At 70.9% G+C, this 23,317-nt stretch carries 22 protein-coding genes; 12 read left to right on the top strand and 10 right to left on the bottom strand.

What is annotated here, in order from left to right:
* Positions 1–2 precede the first annotated feature (2 nt).
* The 7 genes from PX701_RS06940 to leuA all read left to right on the top strand — a co-directional run bounded on the left by PX701_RS06940 (position 3) and on the right by leuA (position 8,475).
* Positions 3–1,319, top strand: coding sequence for a hemolysin family protein (locus tag PX701_RS06940; RefSeq protein WP_231431155.1), 1,317 nt, complete (start codon positions 3–5; stop codon positions 1,317–1,319).
* Complete coding sequence (gene era / locus PX701_RS06935) at positions 1,312–2,205, top strand: GTPase Era (protein ID WP_275505863.1); 894 nt, start codon at positions 1,312–1,314, stop codon at positions 2,203–2,205. Before PX701_RS06940 ends, era begins: the two co-directional genes overlap by 8 nt.
* Positions 2,206–2,333: 128 nt before the next feature.
* The gene (locus PX701_RS06930; protein WP_275505862.1) at positions 2,334–3,527 is read left to right on the top strand and encodes a sensor histidine kinase; all 1,194 of its coding nucleotides are present in this window, start codon (positions 2,334–2,336) and stop codon (positions 3,525–3,527) included.
* On the top strand, positions 3,524–4,198 hold the full coding sequence (locus PX701_RS06925; RefSeq protein ID WP_231431152.1) for a response regulator: 675 nt from the start codon (positions 3,524–3,526) through the stop codon (positions 4,196–4,198). Before PX701_RS06930 ends, PX701_RS06925 begins: the two co-directional genes overlap by 4 nt.
* An 81-nt stretch (positions 4,199–4,279) precedes the next feature.
* Positions 4,280–5,041 (top strand): ABC transporter ATP-binding protein, encoded by a 762-nt coding sequence (locus PX701_RS06920; protein WP_231431151.1) that lies wholly within the window; start codon positions 4,280–4,282, stop codon positions 5,039–5,041.
* Positions 5,041–6,438, top strand: a complete 1,398-nt coding sequence (locus PX701_RS06915; RefSeq protein ID WP_231431150.1) for an FtsX-like permease family protein — start codon at positions 5,041–5,043, stop codon at positions 6,436–6,438. The genes PX701_RS06920 and PX701_RS06915 overlap by 1 nt, the downstream gene beginning before the upstream one ends.
* 258 nt (positions 6,439–6,696) lie before the next feature.
* Positions 6,697–8,475, top strand: a complete 1,779-nt coding sequence (gene leuA / locus PX701_RS06910; RefSeq protein WP_275505861.1) for a 2-isopropylmalate synthase — start codon at positions 6,697–6,699, stop codon at positions 8,473–8,475.
* Between the two features lie 109 nt (positions 8,476–8,584).
* Here leuA and PX701_RS06905 read toward each other — a convergent pair whose 3' ends face one another.
* Entirely contained in the window at positions 8,585–9,271 is a 687-nt protein-coding gene (locus PX701_RS06905; protein ID WP_231431148.1) for a trimeric intracellular cation channel family protein, read from the bottom strand.
* Between the two features lie 52 nt (positions 9,272–9,323).
* Here PX701_RS06905 and recO point away from each other — a divergent pair, with 52 nt between their 5' ends.
* On the top strand, positions 9,324–10,145 hold the full coding sequence (gene recO / locus PX701_RS06900) for a DNA repair protein RecO (protein ID WP_231431147.1): 822 nt from the start codon (positions 9,324–9,326) through the stop codon (positions 10,143–10,145).
* The gene (locus PX701_RS06895) at positions 10,142–10,951 is read left to right on the top strand and encodes an isoprenyl transferase (RefSeq protein WP_231431146.1); all 810 of its coding nucleotides are present in this window, start codon (positions 10,142–10,144) and stop codon (positions 10,949–10,951) included. The genes recO and PX701_RS06895 overlap by 4 nt, the downstream gene beginning before the upstream one ends.
* A gap of 3 nt (positions 10,952–10,954) precedes the next feature.
* Here PX701_RS06895 and PX701_RS06890 read toward each other — a convergent pair whose 3' ends face one another.
* The 6 genes from PX701_RS06890 to PX701_RS06865 form a co-directional block, all read right to left on the bottom strand.
* Positions 10,955–12,667, bottom strand: a complete 1,713-nt coding sequence (locus PX701_RS06890; protein ID WP_275505860.1) for an ABC1 kinase family protein — start codon at positions 12,665–12,667, stop codon at positions 10,955–10,957.
* Between the two features lie 51 nt (positions 12,668–12,718).
* Positions 12,719–13,285: a PadR family transcriptional regulator gene (locus PX701_RS06885; RefSeq protein ID WP_231431144.1), complete on the bottom strand. Its 567-nt coding sequence runs from the start codon at positions 13,283–13,285 to the stop codon at positions 12,719–12,721.
* A gap of 43 nt (positions 13,286–13,328) precedes the next feature.
* Positions 13,329–13,877: a P-loop NTPase family protein gene (locus PX701_RS06880; protein WP_231431143.1), complete on the bottom strand. Its 549-nt coding sequence runs from the start codon at positions 13,875–13,877 to the stop codon at positions 13,329–13,331.
* A gap of 33 nt (positions 13,878–13,910) precedes the next feature.
* Positions 13,911–14,093: a hypothetical protein gene (locus PX701_RS06875; RefSeq protein ID WP_275505859.1), complete on the bottom strand. Its 183-nt coding sequence runs from the start codon at positions 14,091–14,093 to the stop codon at positions 13,911–13,913.
* Positions 14,090–14,755, bottom strand: coding sequence for a DsbA family oxidoreductase (locus tag PX701_RS06870; RefSeq protein WP_275505858.1), 666 nt, complete (start codon positions 14,753–14,755; stop codon positions 14,090–14,092). Before PX701_RS06870 ends, PX701_RS06875 begins: the two co-directional genes overlap by 4 nt.
* A 116-nt stretch (positions 14,756–14,871) precedes the next feature.
* Positions 14,872–15,348, bottom strand: a complete 477-nt coding sequence (locus tag PX701_RS06865; RefSeq protein WP_275505857.1) for an aminoacyl-tRNA deacylase — start codon at positions 15,346–15,348, stop codon at positions 14,872–14,874.
* 93 nt (positions 15,349–15,441) lie between these two features.
* Between PX701_RS06865 and dusB the strand changes: the two genes are divergently transcribed.
* From dusB to dnaG, 3 genes are read left to right on the top strand one after another with little or no spacing between them, the layout of a single operon-like run.
* Positions 15,442–16,611, top strand: a complete 1,170-nt coding sequence (gene dusB / locus PX701_RS06860) for a tRNA dihydrouridine synthase DusB (protein WP_231431139.1) — start codon at positions 15,442–15,444, stop codon at positions 16,609–16,611.
* A 1-nt stretch (position 16,612) separates the two neighbouring features.
* Positions 16,613–17,869 carry a deoxyguanosinetriphosphate triphosphohydrolase gene (locus PX701_RS06855; protein WP_231431138.1) on the top strand — a complete coding sequence of 419 codons (1,257 nt, stop codon included), beginning with the start codon at positions 16,613–16,615 and terminating at the stop codon, positions 17,867–17,869.
* 50 nt (positions 17,870–17,919) lie between these two features.
* Complete coding sequence (dnaG, locus tag PX701_RS06850) at positions 17,920–19,776, top strand: DNA primase (protein WP_231431137.1); 1,857 nt, start codon at positions 17,920–17,922, stop codon at positions 19,774–19,776.
* Between the two features lie 3 nt (positions 19,777–19,779).
* On the opposite strand, the gene PX701_RS06845 is transcribed toward dnaG, so the two are convergent.
* The 3 genes from PX701_RS06845 to PX701_RS06835 all read right to left on the bottom strand — a co-directional run bounded on the left by PX701_RS06845 (position 19,780) and on the right by PX701_RS06835 (position 23,041).
* Entirely contained in the window at positions 19,780–20,346 is a 567-nt protein-coding gene (locus PX701_RS06845) for a TlpA family protein disulfide reductase (protein ID WP_231431136.1), read from the bottom strand.
* A complete protein-coding gene (locus tag PX701_RS06840; RefSeq protein ID WP_275505856.1) occupies positions 20,343–20,813 on the bottom strand; it encodes a hypothetical protein in 471 nt (156 codons plus the stop codon). Before PX701_RS06840 ends, PX701_RS06845 begins: the two co-directional genes overlap by 4 nt.
* A 128-nt stretch (positions 20,814–20,941) precedes the next feature.
* Complete coding sequence (locus PX701_RS06835; RefSeq protein ID WP_275505855.1) at positions 20,942–23,041, bottom strand: metallopeptidase domain-containing protein; 2,100 nt, start codon at positions 23,039–23,041, stop codon at positions 20,942–20,944.
* Between the last annotated feature and the right edge of the window lie 276 nt (positions 23,042–23,317).

Here is a 23,317-nt window from a genome sequence, read left to right as displayed (position 1 = left end):
CCATGCTGCCCTGGCTCTTCCTCGCCGCGGCGTTCGTGCTCGTCGCCTTCGGCGGGCTGATGGCCGCAGTCGACGCGGCCGTCGGCGTCTCGAGCCGGGCCGACCTCACCGACCTCGCGATCGGGTCGCGCGCCCGGCGCTCACTGCTGGCGATCGCCGACGACACGGGGGCGCACGTCAACGCCGTCAACTTCGTGCGCATCGTCGCGGAGACGACTGCGGCGGTGCTCGTGACGCTCGCGTTCACCTTCTTCATCGAGGACATCTGGCTCGTGCTGCTGTGCGCCGCCTTCATCATGACGGCCGCGTCGTTCGTGCTCGTCGGCGCGAGCCCGCGCAGCGTCGGACGCGCGCACGCACCCATGGTGCTGCGGCTCACGGCCCCGCTCGTGCACTTCCTGCGGGTGCTCATCGGACCGCTCGCGGGGGCGCTCGTGTCGCTCGGAAACCGGGTGACGCCCGGGCGCCTGCGGTTCGCGGGGGTGTCGAGCGAGGAGCAGCTGCTCAGCATGGTCGACGAGGCCGCCGAGCTCGACGTCCTCGAGGAGGGCGATCGCGAGCTCATCCACTCGATCTTCGAGTTCAACGACACCGTCGTGCGCGAGGTCATGGTGCCCCGCACCGACATGGTGACGATCGACGCGACGGCGCACCTGCCGCACGCGATGGCGCTCTTCCTCAAGGCGGGGTACTCGCGCATCCCGGTGATCGCGCGCGACGCCGACGACGTCACGGGCATCCTCTATTTGCGCGATCTCGCGAGACTCGGGTTCGAGCGTCCGCTCGACGCCGAGGAGGTCACCGTCGGCGAGCTCGGGCGGCCGGCGACCTTCGTGCCCGACTCGATGAAGGCCGACGCGCTGCTCAGGCAGATGCAGCTCGAGTCGACCCACCTCGCGATGGTCGTCGACGAGTACGGCGGCATCGCCGGTCTCGTGACCCTCGAAGACCTCATCGAGGAGCTCGTGGGCGACATCTCCGACGAGTACGACCGTGAGGCGGCGCAGGTCGAGCCCCTCGGGAACGGCCGGTACCGGGTGAACGCCCGGCTCCCGATCGACGAGCTCGGCGAGCTGTTCGGCCTCGACCTCGAGGACGAGGACGTCGACTCGGCGGGCGGGCTGCTCGCGAAAGAACTCGGCCGGCTGCCGCAGCCCGGCGAACGAGCCGGCGTCTCGGGCCTCATCCTCGAGGCCGAGCGCACCGAGGGGCGGCGCAAGCGCATCTCGACGATCCTCGTCGAGGCCGACCAGGCCCTCATCGACGCCCACGCCGCATTCGACGGGGGCGAGACCGTGGAGAGGAACCATCGTGACTGAGTACCGTGCCGGATTCGTGTCGTTCGTCGGCCGGCCGAACGTCGGCAAGTCGACGCTCACGAACGCGCTCGTCGGCGAGAAGGTCGCGATCACGAGCTCCAAGCCGCAGACGACCCGACGCGCGATCCGGGGCATCGTGCATCGGGAGCACGGCCAGCTCATCCTGGTGGACACGCCGGGTCTGCACCGGCCGCGCACCCTCCTCGGCGAGCGGCTCAACACCCTCGTGCAGTCGACGCTCGGCGATGTCGACGTGATCGCGTTCTGCGTTCCCGCGAACGAGGCGATCGGCCCGGGCGACCGATTCATCAACGAACAGCTCGACCAGTACCCGCGCGCGAAGAAGGTCGCAATCGTGACGAAGACCGACGCCACGTCGAAGGCCAAGGTCGCCGAGCAGCTGCTCGCCGTGTCCGAGCTGCGCGACTGGGCCGCGATCGTCCCGGTCTCTGCCCCGCGAGGAGAACAGCTCGACGTGCTCGTGGCCGAGTTGCTCGCCCTCATGCCCGAGTCCGACCAGCCGCTCTACCCGGCCGAGGCGCTCACCGATGAGGACATCACCGACCGCATCGCCGAGTTCGTGCGAGAGGCCGCGCTCGAGGGCGTGTCCGACGAGCTGCCGCATTCGATCGCGGTGACGGTCGACGACATGATCGAGCGGGACGACAAGGATCTCGTCGAGGTGTACGCGAACCTCATCGTCGAGCGCGACAGCCAGAAGGGCATCATCATCGGCAAGGGCGGCGCCCGGCTCAAGGAGGTCGGTGCGGCCGCGCGCGGGCAGATCGAGCAGCTGCTCGGGCGCAAGGTCTACCTCGCCCTCCACGTGAAGGTCGCGAAGGACTGGCAGCGCGATCCGAAGCAGCTCGGCCGCCTCGGCTTCTGAGTCGAGCATGCGACGGGGCGGGGATGCCTCGGAGGGCGTGCGATCGGGGCGCCGTCTCTCGTACCACTCGAGGATGATTCCGCGCCGCTGAGCCCCTCTCGGCGCAGTCGAGCGCGTACGGTGGATCGGTGCCCACCAGGATCAGCCGTGCGAAGCTCACGACCGACATCGTGCTCGCCGGCGTGTTCGCGCTCGTGTGCCTGCCGTTCGCGCTGCTCGGCGGCGTCTCGGACGTCCTGATCCTCGTGGTGTTCGCCGGGGCGCTCGCGGTGCGCCGCTACGACCCGGGCTGGTCGCTCGCGATCGCGTGGGTCGCGGCGCTCGCCCAGATGCTGCTGCTGCGCGACCTGCAGCTCTACGACGCGGCGGTCCTCGGCGTGCTGTACTCGACCGCGGCGCACGGCGGGCGCGTCGTGAAGTGGCTCGGGCTCGGCTCGGCCGGGGTCGGTGCGGTGCTCGCGACCGCCTATCTCGCGTGGGTGAAGCCGCTCATCGACGGGGCGACGTTCGCGGCGCCGCAGGACACGATCGGCACGGTGATCCTGACCGGCGTGCTCTTCGTCGCGTCGATCGCGGTCCTCGTGCTCGCGTGGACCGCCGGCCTCCTCGTGCGGGCCGTCCGCGACACGCGCGAGGTGCGGCGTCGAGAAGAGGTGGCGAACCGCGAGCGCGAGCTCGCCGAGTACCGCTGGGTGGTCGAGCAGGAGCGCAACCGCATCGCCCGCGACATGCACGACGTCGTCGCCCACTCGCTCGCGGTCGTGATCGCGCAGGCCGACGGTGCGCGGTTCGCCGCCCGCGCGAAGCCCGAGTCGGCGGTCGATGCGCTCGGCACGATCGCCGGGGTGGCGCGGGGCGCGCTCGGCGACGTGCGCCTCCTGCTCGCCGAACTCCGCCATCACGAGACCGAGTCGCCGCAACCCGTGCTCGACGATCTCGGCGTCCTGCTCGACCAGGTCCGCGCGGCCGGGCTCGACATCCGCCTCGACGAGCACGGGGTCCGCCCCGAGCTCGGCACGGGGCAGCAGATCGCCGTCTACCGCATCGTGCAGGAGGGCCTCACGAACGCGCTCCGGCACGGCGACGCAGCACAGCCGGTGCAGCTCGCGCTCCGGTGGGACGACGCGGGGGTGACCGTCGAACTCGTGAACGCCCGCCGGGCCGACGTGCCGCCGCCCGACTCGCACGCGTTCCGCCACGGCATCCCCGGGATGCGCGAACGCGCGCAGCTCGCCGGCGGTACCCTGCAGGCGGTGGCAGGCGACGACGGACTCTTCCGTCTCACCGCCCGCATCCCCGCCCGAACCGGAAGGACCGCATGAGCATCCGCGTCGCCCTCGTCGACGACCAGGCCCTCTTCCGTGCCGGCGTGCGCATGCTCGTCGAGTCCCAGCCCGACCTCGAGGTCGCGGGCGAGGCGGGCGACGGTGTCGCAGCGGTCGCCCTCGCGGCATCGGTACGGCCCGACGTCGTGCTCATGGACGTGCGGATGCCGCTCGCCGACGGCATCGCCGCCACCGAGCGCATCCTCGCCGACGCGGATCGCGAGGGGCGCACGGCCCCGCGCATCCTCGTGCTCACCACCTTCGACCTCGACGAGAACGCCGCACGGGCGATCCGCGCCGGCGCGAGCGGCTTCGTGCTGAAGGACGCCGACCCCGAGTTCTTGCTGGCGGCGATCCGCACCGTGCACCAGGGCAACCAGGTCATCGCCGCGTCGGCGACCCGGGCGCTGTTCGCGCATGTGGGGGCCGGCTCCGGGCTGCGTCCCGCACCGCCGGCGTGGGGCGACCTGACGCCCCGCGAGCGCGAGATCTTCGCACTCGCTGCGCGGGGACTCTCGAACAGCGAGATCGCGGCGGGCGAATTCCTGTCGGAGGCGACGGTGAAGACGCACGTCAGCCGCATCCTCGCGAAGCTCGGCCTGCGCGATCGGGTGCAGCTCGTGGTGTTCGCGTACGAGCACGACCTCACCGAACCCGCTGCGGGCTGACGCCAACGTCATCCTCGAGGATGACGCGGGCGCGACTGCAGCCGGACGAGACAGCCCCCGGGCATCCGTAGCGTCGAAGACATGCAGATCCAACCCTCCGACCTCGGTCTCATCGCCCGCGTCGCCGGCCTCGTCAAGCGCTACGGGCAGGGCGCCGGCACCGTCACCGCCCTCGACGACGTCTCGCTCGGTCTCCGTCGCGGCGAGTTCACCGCGATCATGGGGCCGAGCGGCTCCGGCAAGTCGACCCTCATGCACATCATGGCCGGCCTCGACTCGCCGAGCGCGGGGCGCGTCTGGCTCGGCGACACCGACATCACCGAGCTCGGCGACTCGGCCCTGACGGTGCTGCGCCGTCGCCGCATCGGGTTCGTGTTCCAGTCGTTCAACCTCGTGCCGACGCTCGACGTCCGCGGCAACGTGCTGCTGCCGTTCGAGCTCGACGGCCGGCGCCCGACGAAGGACGAGCAGGAGTGGACCGACGAGCTCTTCGCCACCCTCGGCCTCGGTGATCGGCTGACGCACCGCCCGCACGAGCTCTCCGGCGGCCAGCAGCAGCGCGTGGCGATCGCCAGGGCGCTCGCGACGCGCCCCGACCTCGTCTTCGCCGACGAACCCACGGGCAACCTCGACTCGCGCACCGGCCGCGAGGTGCTCGGGCTCCTCGCCGCGGCGAGTGCGACCTACGGCCAGTCCATCGCGATGGTGACGCACGACCCGGTCGCCGCGAGCCACGCCGACCGCATCCTCTTCCTTGCCGACGGCCGTATCGTACGCGATTCCGGCCGGTCGACGCCCGAGGAGATCTCGGCATTCATGCTCTCGATGGAACTGGCCTCCTGATGCGCACGCGATTCCGGGACCAGTGGCCGACGCTCGTGGTCGCGACGATCGCCGGCACGTTCGGCGTGCTGCTCCTGCAGGTGACCGGCCTCCTGGCCGCGGCGATCCGGGCGGACGACGTCACGGGCGAGAGCGACACCGTCGCACTCATGCTCAGCGTGCTCGCGACGGTGTTCATCGTCATCGCCGTGTACGTGAGCGCGATCGTCACCACGAACACGGTCGCGACGGTCGTCGCGGGACGCACTCGCGTGATCGCGCTCCTTCGTCTCATCGGCTCGAGCGCACGCGCCCAGCGCGCCCAGATCGCGAAGGAAGGGCTCGTCATCGGCTTCGCGGGTGCGGCGATCGGCATCCTGCTCGGCACGGCATCGGCCTACGGCCTCGCCCGTTCCGCGGTCGCGAGCGGGATGCTGCCCCAGACCGAGTACGACTACCTCAACGTCTCGGTCGTGCTGCCGGCGATCGCCGTCGCCCTCACGACCTGGGTGGCGTCGTGGGTCGGGTCGCGGCGGGTGCTCAAGGTGCGCCCGGCCGAGGCGATCGGCAACGCGAACCCGCAGAGCCAGGAGGCCGTCGGCCGTCGCCGCGGCCGCAACATCACGGCGGCGGTGCTCGTCGTCGTGGGGGTGGCCCTGCTCGCGGTGGGCGTCGTCGTGGGGCTCACCCGGCCGGAGGGTGTGCTCATCGGCATGGTCGGCGGCATCGTGTCGTTCACGGGCGTCGTGCTCGGCGCCGACGTCGTCATGCCGCCCGTGCTGCGGCTCGTCGGGCGTCTGTTCGGTCGCTCGCCCGCCGCACGCCTCGCCGCCGAGAACGCGGTGCGCAACCCCGAGCGCAGCTCGCGCATGACGATCGGCCTCGTCATCGGCGTCACGCTCATCACGACGTTCTCGGTCACGATGGAGTCGTACCGCGCGATGATCCTCGCCGCCCAGAAGGCGCAGCCCGAGGTGTTCGCCGGCATCGAGCCGATGCTGAACGCGACGATCGCGGTCTTCACGGTGCTCATCGGCTTCAGCGCGCTCATCGCGGCGATCGGCATGGTCAACACCCTGTCGCTCAGCGTGCTGCAGCGCTCCAGGGAGCTCGGCCTGCTGCGCGCGCTCGGCTTCGACCGGCGGCAGCTGCGACGCATGATCGTCGTCGAGAGTGCGGCCCTCACCGTCGCTGCGACGCTCACGGGCCTCGTGCTCGGCTTCGGGTACGGCTGGGCGGGCGCCCAGGCGCTGCTCGGCGGCGCGCAGGGTCAGCCGGTGTTCGTCTTCCCCGGCATCCCGTGGGTCATGATCGGCGCGCTCATCGTCGCAGCGGGCGTGCTCACGCTCGCCGCGTCCATCGCTCCGGCGCGTCGCGCGATGCGCGTGTCGCCGGTCGCAGCCCTCGCGGTCGAATAGGGGCGTCGCGAGGAGGTGGGAAGGGCGGGCGGATGCCTCGGGGGAGGCATCCGCCCGCTTCGCCGCGCCGCCCGGCGACGCTCGCCGGGGCTCGCGCGACGTCACACGCGTGCGCGCCCGGCGCGCGGGTGTTAGCCTTGTCGCGTGCTTCACGGCCTGCTTCTCCTTAGCTGCCGCAGCGAGTCCTAGTTCCCAGGCCTCCCTCGCTGCGGAGTTCGTCGTCGGCTGATTCGATCCGAAAAGCGAGAAGAGCACCCCATGCAGAACAACCAGAAGCCCTCGGCGATGCCCGTCCATCGGTACCGCCCCTTCCACGAGCAGATCTCCGTCGAGCTGCCCGACCGCACGTGGCCGTCGAAGCGCATCGAGGTCGCACCCCGTTGGTGCGCCGTCGACCTGCGCGACGGCAACCAGGCGCTCATCGACCCGATGAGCCCCGAGCGCAAGCGCATCATGTTCGAGCTGCTCGTGAGCATGGGCTACAAGGAGATCGAGGTCGGCTTCCCGAGCGCGAGCCAGACCGACTTCGACTTCGTGCGCCAGCTCATCGACGACGGCGCGATCCCCGACGACGTCACCATCCAGGTGCTGACGCAGGCGCGCGACCACCTGATCGAGCGCACCTACGAGGCGATCGCGGGTGCGAAGCAGGCGATCGTGCACCTCTACAACTCGACGAGCATCCTGCAGCGCGAGGTCGTCTTCCGCACCGACCAGCAGGGCATCATCGACATCGCCCTGCACGGCGCGCGCAAGTGCCGTGAGATGGAGCGCACGATTCCCGGCACGACCGTCTACTACGAGTACTCGCCCGAGAGCTACACGGGTACCGAGCTGGAGTTCGCGGTCGACGTGTGCAACCAGGTGCTCGAGGTCTTCGAGCCCACCCCCGACCGCAAGGTCATCATCAACCTGCCCGCCACGGTCGAGATGGCCACGCCGAACGTGTACGCCGACTCGATCGAGTGGATGAGCCGGCACCTCGCCCACCGCGAGAACGTGATCCTGTCGCTGCACCCGCACAACGACCGCGGCACCGCGATCGCCGCGGCCGAGCTCGGCTACATGGCGGGCGCCGACCGCATCGAGGGGTGCCTGTTCGGCAACGGCGAGCGCACCGGCAACGTCGACCTCGTCGCACTCGGCATCAACCTGTTCACGCAGGGCATCGACCCGCAGATCGACTTCAGCGACCTCGACCACATCAAGCGCACCGCCGAGTACTGCAACCAGCTGCGCGTGCACGAGCGCAGCCCGTGGGCGGGCGATCTCGTCTACACCGCGTTCTCGGGATCGCACCAGGACGCGATCAAGAAGGGCTTCGAGTCGATGGAGGCGAAGGCGGCTGAGACGGGCGTCGCCGTCGACGACCTCGAATGGGCCGTGCCGTACCTGCCGGTCGACCCGAAAGACCTGGGGCGCAGCTATGAGGCCGTCATCCGGGTCAACTCGCAGTCGGGCAAGGGCGGCGTCGCCTACCTGCTGAAGACCGACCACGCGCTCGACCTGCCGCGCCGACTGCAGATCGAGTTCTCGGGCGTCGTCCAGGCGAAGACCGATGCCGAGGGCGGCGAGGTGTCGAGCGACGACATCTGGCGCATCTTCAACGACGAGTACCTGCCGGCGCCGGCCGACCGTCCCGACGAGAAGTGGGGCCGGTTCGAGCTGCTGGGCCTCCGCACCGAGAGCGCCCTCGACGGCGTCGTGAACGTGCGGGTCGGCCTTCGCGACGGCGACGAGCGAGTCGACGCCGACGCGAGCGGCAACGGCCCGATCTCGGCGTTCCTCAACGTGCTGGGCGCCGAAGGCGTCGATGTGAAGCTGCGCGACTACGTCGAGCACACGCTCTCGGCCGGCGGCGACGCGCAGGCGGCCGCCTACGTCGAGCTCGAGGTCGCCGGGCGCGTGCTGTGGGGCGTCGGCATCGACGCCGACATCTCGACCGCATCGCTCAAGGCGGTCGTCTCGGCCGTGAACCGCGCGCTGCGCACGACCGTGGTCGAGCCCGAGCCCGAGCCCGAGCTCGCCGCCGTCTGAGGTCCGTGCCAGTCGTTCCGGGGGTCGTTCTCCGCCGCCCGGATGCCTCGAGGCATCCGGTTCCGGCCGAGAACGACCCCCGGGGCGTGCCCGGGTGCGGTGCTCGCGGTCAGCGGTGGATGACGGGCATCACGCCCGTCTCGGTCGCGACCTTGCGGCGGTAGAGCATCCGCTGCTCGGGCAGCGAGAGGTCGAAGACCACTGCGAGCCAACGGATCACGCTCGTGACGACCACGCAGACGATGCCGCCGATGAAGAGCGGTACTCCGAACACGTCGAGCACCGCGAGCACGAGGCATCCCGCAGCCGCGGCGACCGCGTACAGCGAGCCGACGTGCATGATCGCCACCGGCAGGCTCATGAGCATGTCGCGCAGGATGCCGCCGCCGACCGCGGCGGCGACGCCCACGAACACGGCGGGAAGCAGCGGCAGGCCGAGCCCGAGCGCCTTCGACGTGCCGAACGCGCCGAACATGCCGATCACGATCGCGTCGAGCCCGACGATGACGCCGTTGAGTCGTTGCAACGGGGCCGCGAGCAGCATGCCGACGAGGGACGCCGCCACCGCGGTCACCAGGTACCAGTTGTTCTGGAGGGCGCCGATCGGCACGTTCAGCAGCAGGTCCCTGATGGCTCCGCCGCCGAAGCCCATGACGATGCCGACGATCGCGACGCCGAGCAGGTCGAGGCGTCGTTCGCCGCGGAAGCCGGAGGCGAACAGGGCCCCCTGCACGCCGCCGAGCCCGACCGCGGTGAGGTCGAGCCACAGGGGAATGGTGAACTGGGCGGTTTCCACGATCACAGTGAATCACGGATGCCGCGCCCCGCAGTGATGGGAGAATCGACGTGTGCCCGTGTACCGAGATGAAGCCGTCGTGCTGCGCACCCACAAGCTGGGCGAGGCCGACCGCATCGTCACCCTGCTGACCCGGCAGCACGGCAAGGTGCGCGCCGTTGCGAAGGGGGTGCGCCGCACCGGCTCGAAGTTCGGCGCGAGGCTCGAGCCGTTCATGGTGGCCGACCTGCAGCTCTACGAGGGTCGCAGCCTCGACGTCGTGACGCAGGCCGAGTCGCTCGGCTCGTACGGGGCCGACATCTCGCAGGACTATGCGGCGTACACCGCGGCGAACGCAATGGTCGAAACGGCCGACAAGCTCACCGAAGCCGAGGGCTCGCTGCAGCAGTACTTGCTGCTGGTCGGCGCACTCCGCTCGCTCGCGCGGCGCGAGCACGGCCCCGCGCTCACCCTCGACTCGTACCTGCTGCGCGCGCTCGCCCTCGCCGGCTGGGCGCCGAGCTTCGGCGACTGCTCGCGCTGCGGGCGGCCCGGCGAGCACACCGCCGTCGTGGTGCAGCTCGGCGGCGTCGTCTGCGACGACGAGTGCGCCCCGCCCGGCACGCCGCGCATCGCGCGCTCGACGGTCGAACTGCTCGGGGCGCTGCTGTCGGGCGACTGGACGGTGGCCGAGGCCGCACCCGAGCGCGACCGCAACCAGGCGTCGGGCATCGTCGCCGCGTACACGCAGTGGCATCTCGAGCGGGGTCTCCGCTCGTTGCCGCACGTCAGCCGCGAGGCATCCGCGCCGGCACCTCGCGTCGCCCCGCACGACGCGACCGAACCGCACGACCGCCCCACCCGACCCGCCGAACCAGGAATGGCCACCACGTGAGTCCCAAGCCGTACACCCACCGCGACGCCGTGCCCTACCGGCCGATCGACTGGACGGGCATCCACCCGCCGGCGTTCCCGAAGGGGGCGGTGCCCGGCCACGTCGCAATCGTCATGGACGGCAACGGGCGCTGGGCGAACCAGCGCGGCCTCACCCGCATCGAGGGTCACAAGGCCGGCGAGGCCGCGCTCCTCGACGTCGTTGCGGGGGCGATCCAGGCGGGTGTGAAGCACCTGTCGGTGTACGCGTTCTCGACCGAGAACTGGAAGCGGTCGCCCGACGAGGTGCGCTTCCTCATGGGCTACAACCGAGACGTGCTGCACCGCCGTCGCGACCAGCTCAACGAGTGGGGGGTGCGCATCCGCTGGGCCGGGCGCAAGCCGCGGCTGTGGAAGTCGGTCATCGAGGAGCTGCAGTTCGCCGAGCGGCTCACGGCCGGCAACGACGTGCTGACGCTGACCATGTGCGTGAACTACGGCGGTCGCAACGAGATCACCGACGCGGTGCGGCGGATCGCCGATGACGTCGCTGCCGGTCGGCTGCGGCCGTCGGCGGTGAGCGAGAAGCAGATCGCGAAGCGGCTCTACCAGCCCGACATGCCCGACGTCGACCTGTTCGTGCGATCGTCGGGGGAGCAGCGCACCTCGAACTTCCTGCTCTGGCAGTCGGCGTACGCCGAGATGGTGTTCCTCGACACGCTGTGGCCCGACTTCTCGCGCACCCAGCTGTGGGATGCGATCGAGATCTACGCGCGGCGGAACCGCCGGTTCGGCGGGGCGGTCGACGCGCCGACGGTCAGCGGCTGACCGCTATCGCCGCCGGATCCGCCCGGCGACACCCGCGAACAGGGCGTGCAGCAGCGGCAGCACCGACAGCGCGACGAGCGTCGTGCCGAGGGCGGGGTTCGACGCCGTGAGCAGCGCCCCGCCGATGAGCAGCGCGGCGAACAGCACGGCCGACACGACTCGGCGGGCGACGCCCTCGACCCGGTCGAGCCGTCGCTCGAGGCGCGAGGTGTCGAACGACATGCGGCCCTGGTCGGCCTTCGTGATGAGGGCGTCGACGCGCTGCGGCATCCCCCAGAGCAGGCGGGCGCTCGACAGTGCCTGCCCGGTGAGGTCCTCGACGAGGTTGCCGCCCTCCTCCTGCAGCAACTGCGACGCGTACGGCTCGACCGCGTCCCAGACGTTGAACTCGGGGTCGAGCCCGCTGCACATGCCCGAGGTGAGTGCCATCGCGCGGATCAGCAGCAGCAGGTGCTCGGGCAACTGCAGCGGGAGCGAGCGCACGACGTCGCCGAACTCGACGCCGAAGTCGCGGAACTCGCGCGGATCGACCTGCTTGAGCTGTGCGAAGCCCATACCGCCGAAGCGCTCGAAGAGCTGCGTGAGCGCCCGCTCCAGCTCGGCCGTGTCGGCCGAGGGCATGAGCACTCCGATCTCGTGCGCGGCCTCGATCATCGCGCGACCGTCGCGTCCGGCGACCGCGATCACGAGCATCCGCAGCCCGGCTCGCAGCTCGGCGGGCACCTCGGCCATCATGCCGAAGTCGACGAAGGTGAGACGCCACGGGATGCCTCGCTCCCCGGGTTCGCGCGCGCCGTCGTCGCCGTCGGCGAGCGGAGTGACGAAGATGTTGCCGGGGTGCGGGTCGGCGTGCACGAAGGCGTGGGTGAACACCTGGTCGAACATCACCTCCGCGACCACGCGGGCCACCTCGGTCGGCGGGATGCCGGCCGCGCGCAGCGCCTCGACGTCGTTGATCTTGATCGCGGTGACATCTTCGAGGGTCAGCACGCGCCGGGTGGTTCGCTCCCACACCACGGCGGGCGCGTCGACCCGCGGGTCGCCCGCGAACGACTCGGCGAAGCGCTCGGCGTTCTGCGCCTCGTGCAGGTAGTCGATCTCCTCGAGGCTCGTCTGCGCGAACTCCTCGACGAGCGCAGGCGCATCGACGTGCTCGGAGACGACGCGCACGCGCCGGAGCCAGCCCGCGATGCGACGCAGCGCGGCGAGGTCGACGCCGACGATCTGCTCGATGCCGGGACGCTGCACCTTCACGACGACCTCGTCGAGCCCGGTCTCTTCGGCGTCGACGGGGGAGAGCTGCGCCCGGTGCGCCTGTCCGAGGGAGGCCGCCGCGACGGGCGTCTCGTCGAACCATGCGTAGACGCGGTCGAGCGGCGACCCGAGTTCGGCCTCGGCGAGCTCGCGGATCGCCGGGAACGGCACGGGCGGCACCTCGTCCTGCAGGCCCTCGAGCTCGGAGGTGATCTCGGGCGGCAGCACGTCGAGCCGCGAGGAGAGGAACTGCCCGACCTTGATCATGAGTCCGCCGAGTTCGACGGCGAGCGTGCGGAACCGTTCGGCGAGCCGGCGCATCCGCCGCTCGCGCGTGCGATCGGCGACGCTCGAGAGTCCGATCTTGGGCAGCACGAGCTCGTACCACCAGAGCTGCACGAGTCGGCGCGCGGCGAACCCGAGGATGCGGCGGGAGCGGGCGCGGTGGGCACCGTCGGTCATGCCGTCATCCTCTCGCGTTGCGGAGGACACGGCATCCCGGCCGGCACCCGTTCAGCCCTCGGCCAGGATCGCGTAGAGGCGGCGCCGCGTCTCGTCGAGCGCCGTCACCGCCTGTTGGATCTGCTCGGGCGACCCGCTCCGGCCGACCTGCGCGGCGGCGGCGGCGAGTTCGACACCCGCCTTCGAGAGGGCCCGGTGGGCGCCCCCGTGGGCGGTGGGCGACTCCCACGGTGCCGGGCGGTCGGCGGCGGCCGCCGCCTCGGCACGGCCGGCTTCCGTGAGCGAGTAGGTCTTGCGCCCCTGCAGCTCGGAGGCGGTGATCAGGCCCTCGTCGGCGAGGAGCTGCAACGTCGGGTACACGGATCCGGCGCTCGGCTTCCACGAGCCGCCGCTGCGCTCCTCGATCTCCTGCATGATCTGGTAGCCGTGCATCGGCTGCTCGGAGAGGAGCGCCAGCACGGCCGCGCGAACGTCGCCGCGCGACATCCGCTTCATTCCGGGGCGCTGTTCGAACGAGGAGCGCAGCTGCTCCATCGCCTCCCAGAGCGCCGCGCCCGGGTTTCCGGCTCCGCCGAACCCCTGGCCGCCGAATCCGCCGGTCGAACGATTCCCATTCATGATGACCTCCCGCGACATGCGAACGATACTCAACGATATATCGCTACTGCGCGGAACGGAAGGTCTTCTCCAGCCATGCCTCGGCATCGCGCGGGCGCCGGAGGCGCACTACTTCGAGGTGCGGTCGCCGCGCTGCGGCCTCGTCGACGAGGGCGCCCCGAGTGGCGTGCGTCGACCACGCCCAGCGCACGATGTGCTCGGGGTCGGTGAAGAACGTGCGCAAGGGTCCCTCGGTGTTGCCGTTCCAGAGCTCCTCGCGGCGCAGCCGGCGACGCACCGTGCGCACGATGACCCGTCGCATCACGAGCGGACGCGCATAGTCGAGGAAGACGAGCACCTGCGCCCGGTCGGCGAGCAGCTCGCGCACGGGCTCGTACTGCCACTCGGTCACCCACGCTGCTTGAGCCGTGAACCTGTCGACGTCATCGGCGAAGCTCGGCCGCGCGGTCCAGTCTGGTCCGTGGAACAGCGCATCGATCTCCTGGTAGGGCAGACCGGATGCCTCGGCGATGCGTCGCGCGAGCGTCGACTTGCCCGCGCCGCTCGCCCCGGCCACGAGGATGCGTCGCGGTACGGCGGGGGAGTCCGGCATCCGACCACTGTAACGAGCGCCGAGCGACTCGGACTACTCGGCGGAGAGCCCCGGAACGTAGCAGACGTCGCCCTCGCAGACCATGGCCCCGGCGGCGTCGGTCACCATGGTGAAGGGCGAGGATGCCTCGGCCGAAGGCGACTCCGACGGGAAGACCTGCGCCGGCGCTGCGAGCGGCGCCGCGCCCGCGGCATCCGCCTCGATCTCGACGCTCACGCGGCGGCGCCGTCGCGCTCGCCCGCGACCTGGGTGAGCACCTGGCCGAAGACCTCGGCGGGCTGTGCGCCCGAGACGCCGTACTTGCCCTCGAAGACGAAGAACGGCACGCCGTTGATGCCGTAGGCGCCCGCCTGGGCGATGTCGGCCTGCACGTCGGCGGCGTAGCGGCCCGACTCGAGGGCCTCGCGCGCGGCGTCGGCGTCGAGACCCGCTTCTGCGGCCAGCTCGACGAGCTCGTCGACGCGGCCGACGTGGCGGCCGTCGGTGAAGTAGGCCTTGAAGAGGATCTCGGAGAGCTCGAGCTGGCGACCCTGCGACTTCGCGAAGTGCAACAGCTCGTGGGCCTTCAGCGTCTTGGTGTGCTTGAGCGCGTCGAAATCGTAGTCGAGGCCGGCGTTCGCGGCGACGCCGGTGACGTGCTGCAGCATCTGCTGCACGCGCTCGGTCGGCAGGCCCTTGTGCTTCGCGAGGAAGTCGACCTCGCTGCCTTCGAAGTCGACGGGCGTGTCGGGGGCGAGCTCGAACGAGTGGTACTCGATCTCGACGTCGGGAGCGTCGTCGCCGAGCGAGGCGAGGCCGGCTTCGAGGTGGCGCTTGCCGATGTAGCACCAGGGGCAGGCGATGTCGGACCAGATGTCGATCTTGATGGGAGTACTCACGATGGATGCGAACGCATCGGATGGAGGGGGTATTCCCGCGGGCGGGGCTCGGCATACGTCGCCCCTCGACCACCGCGGTGCGCGCCGTTCGGCCACCGCCGATGGGCCGACGGCGGCTACTCGGGGTCGCTGAGGTCGGCGACCGTCGCATCGAACGCGGCGATGAGGGCGTCGGCGTCGACGAAGAGGCTCCGCCCGTGCTCGCCGGCGCCCATCGACACGCGGCGGCCCGCGACCGACTCGTCGACGTAGACGGGCCACGGGGTGGTCGAGCCGAGGGGGGTGATGGTGCCGCGCTCGTAGCCCGTCGCGGCGAGCGCGAGCGACGCGTCGGGCAGCTGCAGCTTGTTGACGCCGACGAGGGCGCGCAGCTTCGGCCAGCTGATCTTGCGGCCGCCGGGCACGAGCGCGAACAGAAAGCTGCCGTCGCTGCGCTTGACGACGAGCGACTTCACGATGTCGCCGGGGGAGATGCCCATGAGCTCCGCCGCCTCCTCGAGGCTGCGCGCGGCGGGCCGCTCGATGATCTCGACCTCGAGGCCGCGCGCCTCGGCGTCGGCACGCACCCGTTCGGCGCCCGTGAGTTCCGCCATCTCGTCCTCCCCAGTGGCTCGTCTGCTCGAAATCCTAGGCTCGCGCGGGCGCGGCGGGCGAGGCGGCGCAGAACTCTGGGAGAATCGTCGGTGATGTCTTCCACCACCCTCACCCGCGGTCCGCTCACGATCGGCGACCTCGAGCTCGACGTGCCCGTCGTGCTCGCGCCGATGGCCGGCATCACGAACACCGCGTTCCGGCGGCTCTGCCGCGAGTTCGGCGCCGGCCTCTACGTCTCCGAGATGATCACGTCGCGCGCGCTCGTCGAGCGCACGCCCGAGTCGATGCGGCTCATCACGCACCACGAGTCCGAGACGCCGCGGTCGATCCAGCTGTACGGCGTCGATCCCAAGACGGTCGCCGAGGCGGTCACCATGCTCGTCGCCGAAGACCGGGCCGACCACATCGACCTCAACTTCGGGTGCCCCGTGCCGAAGGTGACCCGCAAGGGCGGCGGTGCCGCCCTGCCGTGGAAGAGCGGGCTCTTCCGCGACATCGTCGAAGGCGCGGTGAAGGCGGCGGGCGACACCCCGCTCACAGTGAAGATGCGCAAGGGCATCGACTCCGACCACCTGACCTACCTCGAGGCCGGCCGCATCGCCGAGGGCGCCGGCGTCGCGGCCGTCGCCCTGCACGCGCGCACCGCGGCCGAGTTCTACTCGGGCCAGGCCGACTGGTCGGCGATCACGAAGCTCAAAGAGACGGTCACGAGCGTGCCCGTGCTCGGCAACGGCGACATCTGGTCGGCGGGCGACGCCCTGCGCATGGTCGACGAGACCGGGTGCGACGGCGTCGTGGTGGGGCGCGGATGCCTCGGTCGCCCGTGGCTCTTCGGCGATCTCGCGGCGGGCTTCCGCGGCGAGCTCGCCGACGGCGACGACGCGCTCTTCCGGCCGTCGCTCGGGCAGGTCGCGCAGACGTTCCGGCGGCACGCCGAGCTGCTGACCGACTTCTTCGACAGCGAAGAACGCGGCTGCCGCGACATCCGCAAGCACGTCGCCTGGTACTTCAAGGGGTACCCGGTCGGCGGCGACCTGCGCGCCCGCCTCGCGACCGTCGAGTCGCTCGCGATGCTCGACGACCTGCTCGGCACGCTCGACTGGACGATGCCGTACCCGGGCGAGGGCGCCGAGGGCCCGCGCGGTCGGGCCGGCACGCCGAAGAACCCGTCGCTGCCCGACGGCTGGCTCGCCTCGCAGGAGCTCGAGGGCCACGATCGGGTGACCCTAGTCGACGCCGAGCTCGACACGAGCGGCGGCTGAGATGGCGGCGCGACTCTTCGGCGGCTACGAGGCCGCCGACAGCGAGCGGATGCTGCCCGAGGAGCACTACTCCCGGCGCAGCGACTTCGCGCGCGACCGGGCGCGCCTGCTGCATTCGAGCGCCCTGCGCCGCCTCGCCGCGAAGACCCAGGTGCTGAGTCCGACGGCCGGCATCGACTTCGCACGCAACCGGCTGACCCACTCGCTCGAGGTGGCCCAGATCGGCCGCGAACTCGCCGACAACCTCGGCCTCGACCCCGACGTCGTCGACACGGCGTGCCTCGCGCACGACCTCGGCCACCCTCCGTTCGGGCACAACGGCGAGAAGGCGCTCAACACCTGGGCCGCCGACATCGGCGGGTTCGAGGGCAACGCGCAGACGCTGCGGCTGCTCACCCGGCTCGAGCCGAAGGTGTTCGGCGCCGACGGCCGAAGCTACGGCCTCAACCTCACCCGGGCGAGTCTCGACGCGAGCTGCAAGTACCCGTGGCCGGAGGCGTCGGGCGTCGCCGACCCGTCGGGGCGGCAGAAGTTCGGGTTCTACCACGACGACGTCGCCGTGTTCGAGTGGCTGCGCGCCGGGGCGCCCGAGCGGCGCCTCTGCATCGAGGCGCAGGTGATGGACCTCTCCGACGACATCGCCTACTCCGTGCACGACTTCGAGGACGCCATCGTCAACGGGTACATCGACGTCGAAGCGCTCGGCGCCCGGGTCGACCACGACGAGCTCGTCTCGTCGATGTACGAGTGGATCGGCGGGGCGATCCCGCACGACGAGCTCATCGCCGCGTTCGACCGGCTCGACTCGCTCGACGTCTGGCTCGACGAGTGGTCGGGCAGCAGGCGCGACCAGTCACGGCTCAAGAACCTCACGAGCCAGCTCATCGGCCGCTTCGCGCACGCCGCGACGGCGGCGACGCGCTCCGCGTTCCCGCTCGCGAGCCTCATCCGCTTCGACGCCGACGTCGTCGTGCCGCGCGAGATCCAGGCCGAGATCGCCGTGCTGAAGGGCATCGTCGCGGCGTTCGTGATGTCGCGCAACACCCGGCAGCCGATCTACGTGCAGCAGCGCGAGGTGCTCGCGTCGCTCGCCGACGTGCTCTACGCGACGGGTGACCGGCATCTCGACGCCGGCTTCGCCGAAGACTGGGCCGCCGCCGACGACGACCAGGCGCGCAGGCGCGTCGTCGTCGACCAGGTCGCGAGCCTGACCGACCAGTCGGCGCTGAGCTGGCACGAACGGCTCGTGCGGCACTGATTGCGCACGACGACGGAACCACGACGACCGAGGACGAATAGGATGTGAGCATGGCGGGCCGGATTCGACAGAGCGATGTCGAAGAGGTGAAGGCCCGCACGAACATCGCCGACATCATCGGCGAGCACGTGAGCCTCAAGTCGGCCGGCGTCGGTTCGCTGAAGGGCCTCTGCCCGTTCCACGACGAGCGCAGCCCGAGCTTCAACGTGCGGCCCGGCGTCGGTTACTACCACTGCTTCGGCTGCGGCGAGTCGGGCGACGTCTACAGCTTCCTCCAGAAGATCGATCACGTGTCGTTCACCGAGGCGGTCGAACGCCTCGCCGGTCGCATCGGCTTCGAACTGCACTACGAAGACGGCGGGCCCGCCGCCGACCACGGCAACCGGGCGCGACTGCTCGCCGCGAACCAGGCGGCCGCCGAGTTCTTCGTCGAGCAGCTGGTGCAGCCGGCGGCCGACATCGGGCGGCGGTTCCTCGGCGAGCGCGGCTTCGACGCCGAGGCGGCCCGACGGTTCGGCGTCGGATTCGCGCCGAAGAGCTGGGACTCGCTCACGAACCACCTGCGCGGTCGCGGGTACTCGACCGAGGAGCTCGCGGCGGCCGGACTCGTGTCGCAGGGCGACCGCGGCGTCTACGACCGGTTCCGCGGCCGGCTCGTCTGGCCCATCCGCGACGTCACCGGGCAGACCGTCGGCTTCGGTGCGCGGCGCCTGCTCGACGACGACAAGGGCCCCAAGTACCTCAACACCCCCGAGACCGCGGTCTACCACAAGGCGCAGGTGCTGTACGGACTCGACCTCGCCAAGCGCGAGATCTCCCGGTCGCAACGGGTGGTCGTCGTCGAGGGGTACACCGACGTGATGGCCTGCCACCTGGCCGGGGTGACGACCGCGATCGCGACGTGCGGCACGTCGTTCGGCGTCGATCACATCAAGGTGCTGCGGCGCGTGCTCGACGACTCTGGCGTCGGCGAGGTCGTCTTCACGTTCGACGGCGACGAGGCGGGGCAGAAGGCGGCCATGCGCGCGTTCGCCGAAGAGCAGCGGTTCGCCGCCCAGACCTTCGTCGCGGTCGCCCCCGACGGGCTCGACCCGTGCGACCTGCGCCTCGCCCGCGGCGACGCCGCCGTGCGCGCCCTGGTCGAGTCGCGCACCCCGATGTTCGACTTCGTGATCCGGCACACGCTCGCCCGCTTCGATCTCGAGACCGTCGAGGGCCGGGTCGGCGCGCTCCGCGCAGCGGCCCCGGTCGTCGCCGACATCCGCGATGCGTCGATCCGCCCCGGCTACACCCGAGAGCTCGCCCGCATGCTCGGCATGGAGCTCGGCGAGGTGACGCGCGCCGTGCGCGCGGCTGCGGGCCGCGATCGCGGCGCGACCGCGCGGGCCGAGGCATCCACACCCCGGGTGGCCGCGACCGACGGCGACGACCGGCCGTTCTCGATCACCGCGCTGCCGCGCGACCCGTCGACGAGGCTCGAGCGCGACGCCCTGCAGGTGATGCTGCAGTTCCCCGAACGCGTGGGCGACGACCTGCTGCGCCATGCCGTCGACTCGCGTTTCGGCGACGCGACGCTCGCCGTCGTGCGCGACGGCATCGCCTCGGTGCTCGGCTCCACCGACCCCGTCGTGCGCGTCGACCGGGTCATCGCCGAGGTGCCGCAGCCGTTCGCCGGCGTCGTGCAGCAGCTCGCGGTACTGCCCGTGCCGCAGCGCAGCGACGCCGAGCTCGAGGCGTATGTGCAAGGCGTCGTCAGCGCGCTCGTCGACCGCGAGCTGCTGCGGCAGAAATCGGAGCTGCTCGGCCGCCTGCAGCGGCTCGACCGGGCCGATCAGGCGACGTACTCGGCACTGCAGCGCGCGCTCGTCGAGCTCGAGCAGGAGCGGCGGGCCCTTCGCGCCGAGTAGCGCTCAGCCCGCGGTGAGCACGATCGCGTCGAGCTGCTCGCGGATCGTGTCGGCGTCGGCGCCCGTGGGCCAGAGCTTGGCGAGGTGGCCCTCCGCGTCGATCAACGCGGTCATGGGCGGTTCGGTGACGGCGAAGGAGCGCCAGATCTGGAGATCGGGGTCGACGATCACGGGCTGGTCGACTTGCTGCTCATCGAGGTAGCTCGTGAGCTCCGCGACGTCGCGGTCGCCCGAGACCTGCACGATCGCGATGGCGTCGCCGTACTCGTCGGCGATCGTGGAGATCACCGACTGCTGCTCGGCGCAACTCGTGCACCAACTCGCCATGAACTGCACGATGAGCGGTCGACCGGCCGCGAGCGCCTCGAGGTCGACGCGGGTGTCGTCGACGAGTCGGCCGTCGAGCGCGGGCGCGTCGGGGGCGCCGTCGACCGCAGCGAACGACGCGTCGGCGGGGAGCTGCCCGGGGAGCCGGTCGGCGCCGCCCCTTGGCCCTGACGCGCAGGCGGTCATCATGAGCACGAGCGCGGCGACGACGGTGAACACTGCGGCTGATCGGGGCGGCGTCATTCTGCTCCTTCGGAGGACGGGTCGACCGACGCGAGGGCCGGCACGAAGATCATGGTCGCAGGTCCGTCCACGACGTGCTCGGCGACGACGTCGCCGTCGATGCTCACGCTGTACGTGCCGCTCTCGAGGGTCGCGGCATCGAGCACGAAGCGGCAGAAGGTGGGGATTCGCGGGGCGGTGCCGTAGTCGATGTCGTCGACCTTCACCGCCTCGCCGTCGCCGAGCACCGCGTGGTAGGACTCCCGGCCGTCGACGTCGATGAGTGCGAGCTCGGCGCCCTTGTGGAACCCGAGGTAGGGCCTCGCGCCCGAGCAGACGGCGCCGAGTTCCCGAAGGCTGCCGTCGCGAACGACGAGCTGGACCTCGCCTCCGGCCGCGTGACCGGGGGAGGCGCACCCGGCGAGCGCGGCGGCGGACAGGGCGAGCGCGGCGCACAGCGTCGCGCGGGGGATCGGTCGGAATGCCATGTCGCCTCCTGCGGCCCGCGGTCGGGCGGGCGTGGTCGTGGTCGGTCGAGGACGATCGCCGACGGTGCGCCCGCGGAACCGGAACCGAGGGGTTCCGGTTCCGCGGGTCGCCGATCGATGCGCCCGACTCAGCGGGCGTTGCCCGGTGCGTCGAGTTCGCAGGTGATCGTCTCGGTCGCCGAGGGGTCGTTCTCGGACGTCGCGGTGACCGTGACGGTGGCGTCACGGGCGGCGTCCGCACCCCGGGAGGCGTAGACCGGAACGGTGATCGTCTCGCCGGCGGCGGCGGAGACGATGCTGCTCGGAGTGTTCACCGACCAGCCGCGGCCGTCGATCGACGTCGTGAGACGGTAGATGTCGCTGTTCGCCTTCGCGTCGGCGACGGCGTCACCCGTGTTGGTCAGCGGCACCTGGCACTGCGCGATCGAGACGCCCTTGGCCTGCGCCTGACCGTGCATGGACGCGAGGTCGCCCTTCACGATCGCCTTTCCGAGATCGACGCCGCGGGCCTGGGGGCCCGCGCTCACCGTCGAGCGCACCGCCACGTCGTACGACAGGATGCCGTCGTCGTCGCGCTCCATGTTCAGGATGTAGAAGTGCAGCCCGTTGGCCTCGTCGACGTACTCGTACTCCGAGCCCGAGTCGTTGCCGGCATGGAACAGCGCATCGTTCAGCTGACGCTGGTCGCCACGCGTGATCATGATCGGCGTGCCGTCCGGGCGGACGTAGTCGACCGTGTCGATGTTCTGCGGGTTCGCGTCGACCGTCCAGATGAACGGGTTGCGGTCCTGGTTCTTCGTCTTCGCGATCATCACGCCGTGGTCGGGCTGGAACGAGTCCGTGCCCATCCGGTCGATGACCTCGACGGTGTAGTTGTCGAACGAGCCGCCGTCGCAGTCGAACTGCGCCCGTCGGGTGCACGTGCCGGTCGAGTTGTCGGCCGCCGCAGCGTCGGGCTTGTCGAACACGAGGTTGATGCCGGTGAGCTCGCCCGGCCGCATGACCGCGCGCGAGGTGACCTCGGTGACCACCGAACCGAGCGCGTCGAGCTCGGACTCCTGCAGGTTCAGGTAGTTCGACGGGTCGATGATCCCGAGCTTGATGCGGTTGCGCAGCGCGACGCCCGCGGGCTGCGAGCCGCCGGCGACCGACGGAACGCTCCAGCGCTCGTGCGTGCCGCCGGGACCGTTGAACGAGCCGCGCGCGAGCACGTCGAACGGGCCGCTCGTGTCACGGAGCGGACCGCCGTCGTCGGCCTCGGTGCCGTACGGGTTGCCGTAGTTGTCGGAGATCCCGAGGATGTGCGAGAACTCGTGCGCGAAGGTGCCCATGCCCGAGGACTCGGCCTGCGTCGAGTTGCCGGCGCGGCCGTTGGACGGGAAGTTCGCGTTCGGCCAGTGGTTGATCGCGGCCTGCCACGACGTCCACGGGATGTAGCGGGTCTTCGCCCAGTTGGCCATCGGCTGCCCGTTCTGGTCGAGCGCCTGGCCGTTCTCGTCGCGCGGCGGGCCGAAGTCGTCGGTGACGTCCTCGGGCGACTCGAACAGCATCTGCCCGAACTCCTCCCACGTCGACGACTCGTCGTGCCCGGCCGTGATGTAGAACACCTGGTCGAACTCCTTGAGCGGGTCCGGCACGCCGAGGTCGGCACCCCAGAGCGCGAGCGCGTCGGTGCGCAGCACCTTGTCGCACGACTCGCCCTGCGGGCAGTACGCCGCATTCGGCTTGTTGAACGAGTCGTTCAGGCCGTACTCCTCGATGTTGCCGGGGAGCTGGTACGGACCGAACGCCTCCATCTGCACGCTGAGCCGACCACCCGACTGCTCCATCCAGTAGTCGTTGATGGTGCGGCCGTGGTTGAGCTCATTGGGCGTGTTCAACAGGTCGAGGTAGAACTGCGGCACGTCCTCGCGGTCGAGACCGTTCGCGAGCCCCGACGGGTCGCCGAAGGGGTGCGAACCCTCGGGCTGGGTGACGAGGAACGGCTGGTTCTCGAAGTCGAGCAGCACGATCGCGCCGTTGAACTGCCGCTCCGACCCCTCGGTGTCGCTCGCCCAGTCGGTGCCGGGGACGCCGACGTAGTCGTCCCAGGTCATGTCGTCCATGTTCTCCCAGTGCTGCGGGTCGACGGGGTCGAGCACCGCTGGGTCGAACGAGTCGGGCGGCGCCGCCATCGCGGCCCCGCTCGAGACGGTTGCGAGCGTGATGACGCCCAAGGCCGCGGCCACGGCGAGTCCGCCCCGTCGGATCCCAATTCTGCGTCGGTGTTGGTGTCGTGACACGTGAACCTCCCAGATCGTGTCTCTCGCGGGACGATGCAGCCCGCATGCATCACGTGTGGAGGCGGCACATAGCCGCCGGCTAGGTGATTCCCCGGATCCTTTCACCGACGAGATCCCGCGCGACAGGGATTCGACCGTTTCAACGCATGGGAGATTCCGATGGTTATGCATCGGTATTCCCGAACAGTGCAGTCGTGCCGAGTGCCGCGGATGCATCGGCCG

Source organism: Agromyces chromiiresistens, from assembly GCF_029167465.1.
Classification (GTDB): domain Bacteria; phylum Actinomycetota; class Actinomycetes; order Actinomycetales; family Microbacteriaceae; genus Agromyces; species Agromyces chromiiresistens.
The sequence above is the reverse complement of the archived record's forward strand: the minus strand, read 5'-3'. Positions and strand labels throughout refer to the sequence as shown.

What these genes read in the sequence shown, in the direction of transcription:
- PX701_RS06940 (WP_231431155.1), top strand. Translation starts at nt 3, where the DNA reads ATGCTGCCCTGGCTCTTCCTCGCCGCGGCGTTCGTGCTCGTCGCCTTC.
- PX701_RS06925 (WP_231431152.1), top strand. Translation starts at nt 3,524, where the DNA reads ATGAGCATCCGCGTCGCCCTCGTCGACGACCAGGCCCTCTTCCGTGCC.
- PX701_RS06920 (WP_231431151.1), top strand. Translation starts at nt 4,280, where the DNA reads ATGCAGATCCAACCCTCCGACCTCGGTCTCATCGCCCGCGTCGCCGGC.
- PX701_RS06915 (WP_231431150.1), top strand. Translation starts at nt 5,041, where the DNA reads ATGCGCACGCGATTCCGGGACCAGTGGCCGACGCTCGTGGTCGCGACG.
- leuA (WP_275505861.1), top strand. Translation starts at nt 6,697, where the DNA reads ATGCAGAACAACCAGAAGCCCTCGGCGATGCCCGTCCATCGGTACCGC.
- PX701_RS06890 (WP_275505860.1), bottom strand. Translation starts at nt 12,667, where the DNA reads ATGACCGACGGTGCCCACCGCGCCCGCTCCCGCCGCATCCTCGGGTTC.
- PX701_RS06885 (WP_231431144.1), bottom strand. Translation starts at nt 13,285, where the DNA reads ATGAATGGGAATCGTTCGACCGGCGGATTCGGCGGCCAGGGGTTCGGC.
- PX701_RS06880 (WP_231431143.1), bottom strand. Translation starts at nt 13,877, where the DNA reads ATGCCGGACTCCCCCGCCGTACCGCGACGCATCCTCGTGGCCGGGGCG.
- PX701_RS06865 (WP_275505857.1), bottom strand. Translation starts at nt 15,348, where the DNA reads ATGGCGGAACTCACGGGCGCCGAACGGGTGCGTGCCGACGCCGAGGCG.
- dusB (WP_231431139.1), top strand. Translation starts at nt 15,442, where the DNA reads ATGTCTTCCACCACCCTCACCCGCGGTCCGCTCACGATCGGCGACCTC.
- PX701_RS06855 (WP_231431138.1), top strand. Translation starts at nt 16,613, where the DNA reads ATGGCGGCGCGACTCTTCGGCGGCTACGAGGCCGCCGACAGCGAGCGG.
- dnaG (WP_231431137.1), top strand. Translation starts at nt 17,920, where the DNA reads ATGGCGGGCCGGATTCGACAGAGCGATGTCGAAGAGGTGAAGGCCCGC.
- PX701_RS06845 (WP_231431136.1), bottom strand. Translation starts at nt 20,346, where the DNA reads ATGACGCCGCCCCGATCAGCCGCAGTGTTCACCGTCGTCGCCGCGCTC.
- PX701_RS06840 (WP_275505856.1), bottom strand. Translation starts at nt 20,813, where the DNA reads ATGGCATTCCGACCGATCCCCCGCGCGACGCTGTGCGCCGCGCTCGCC.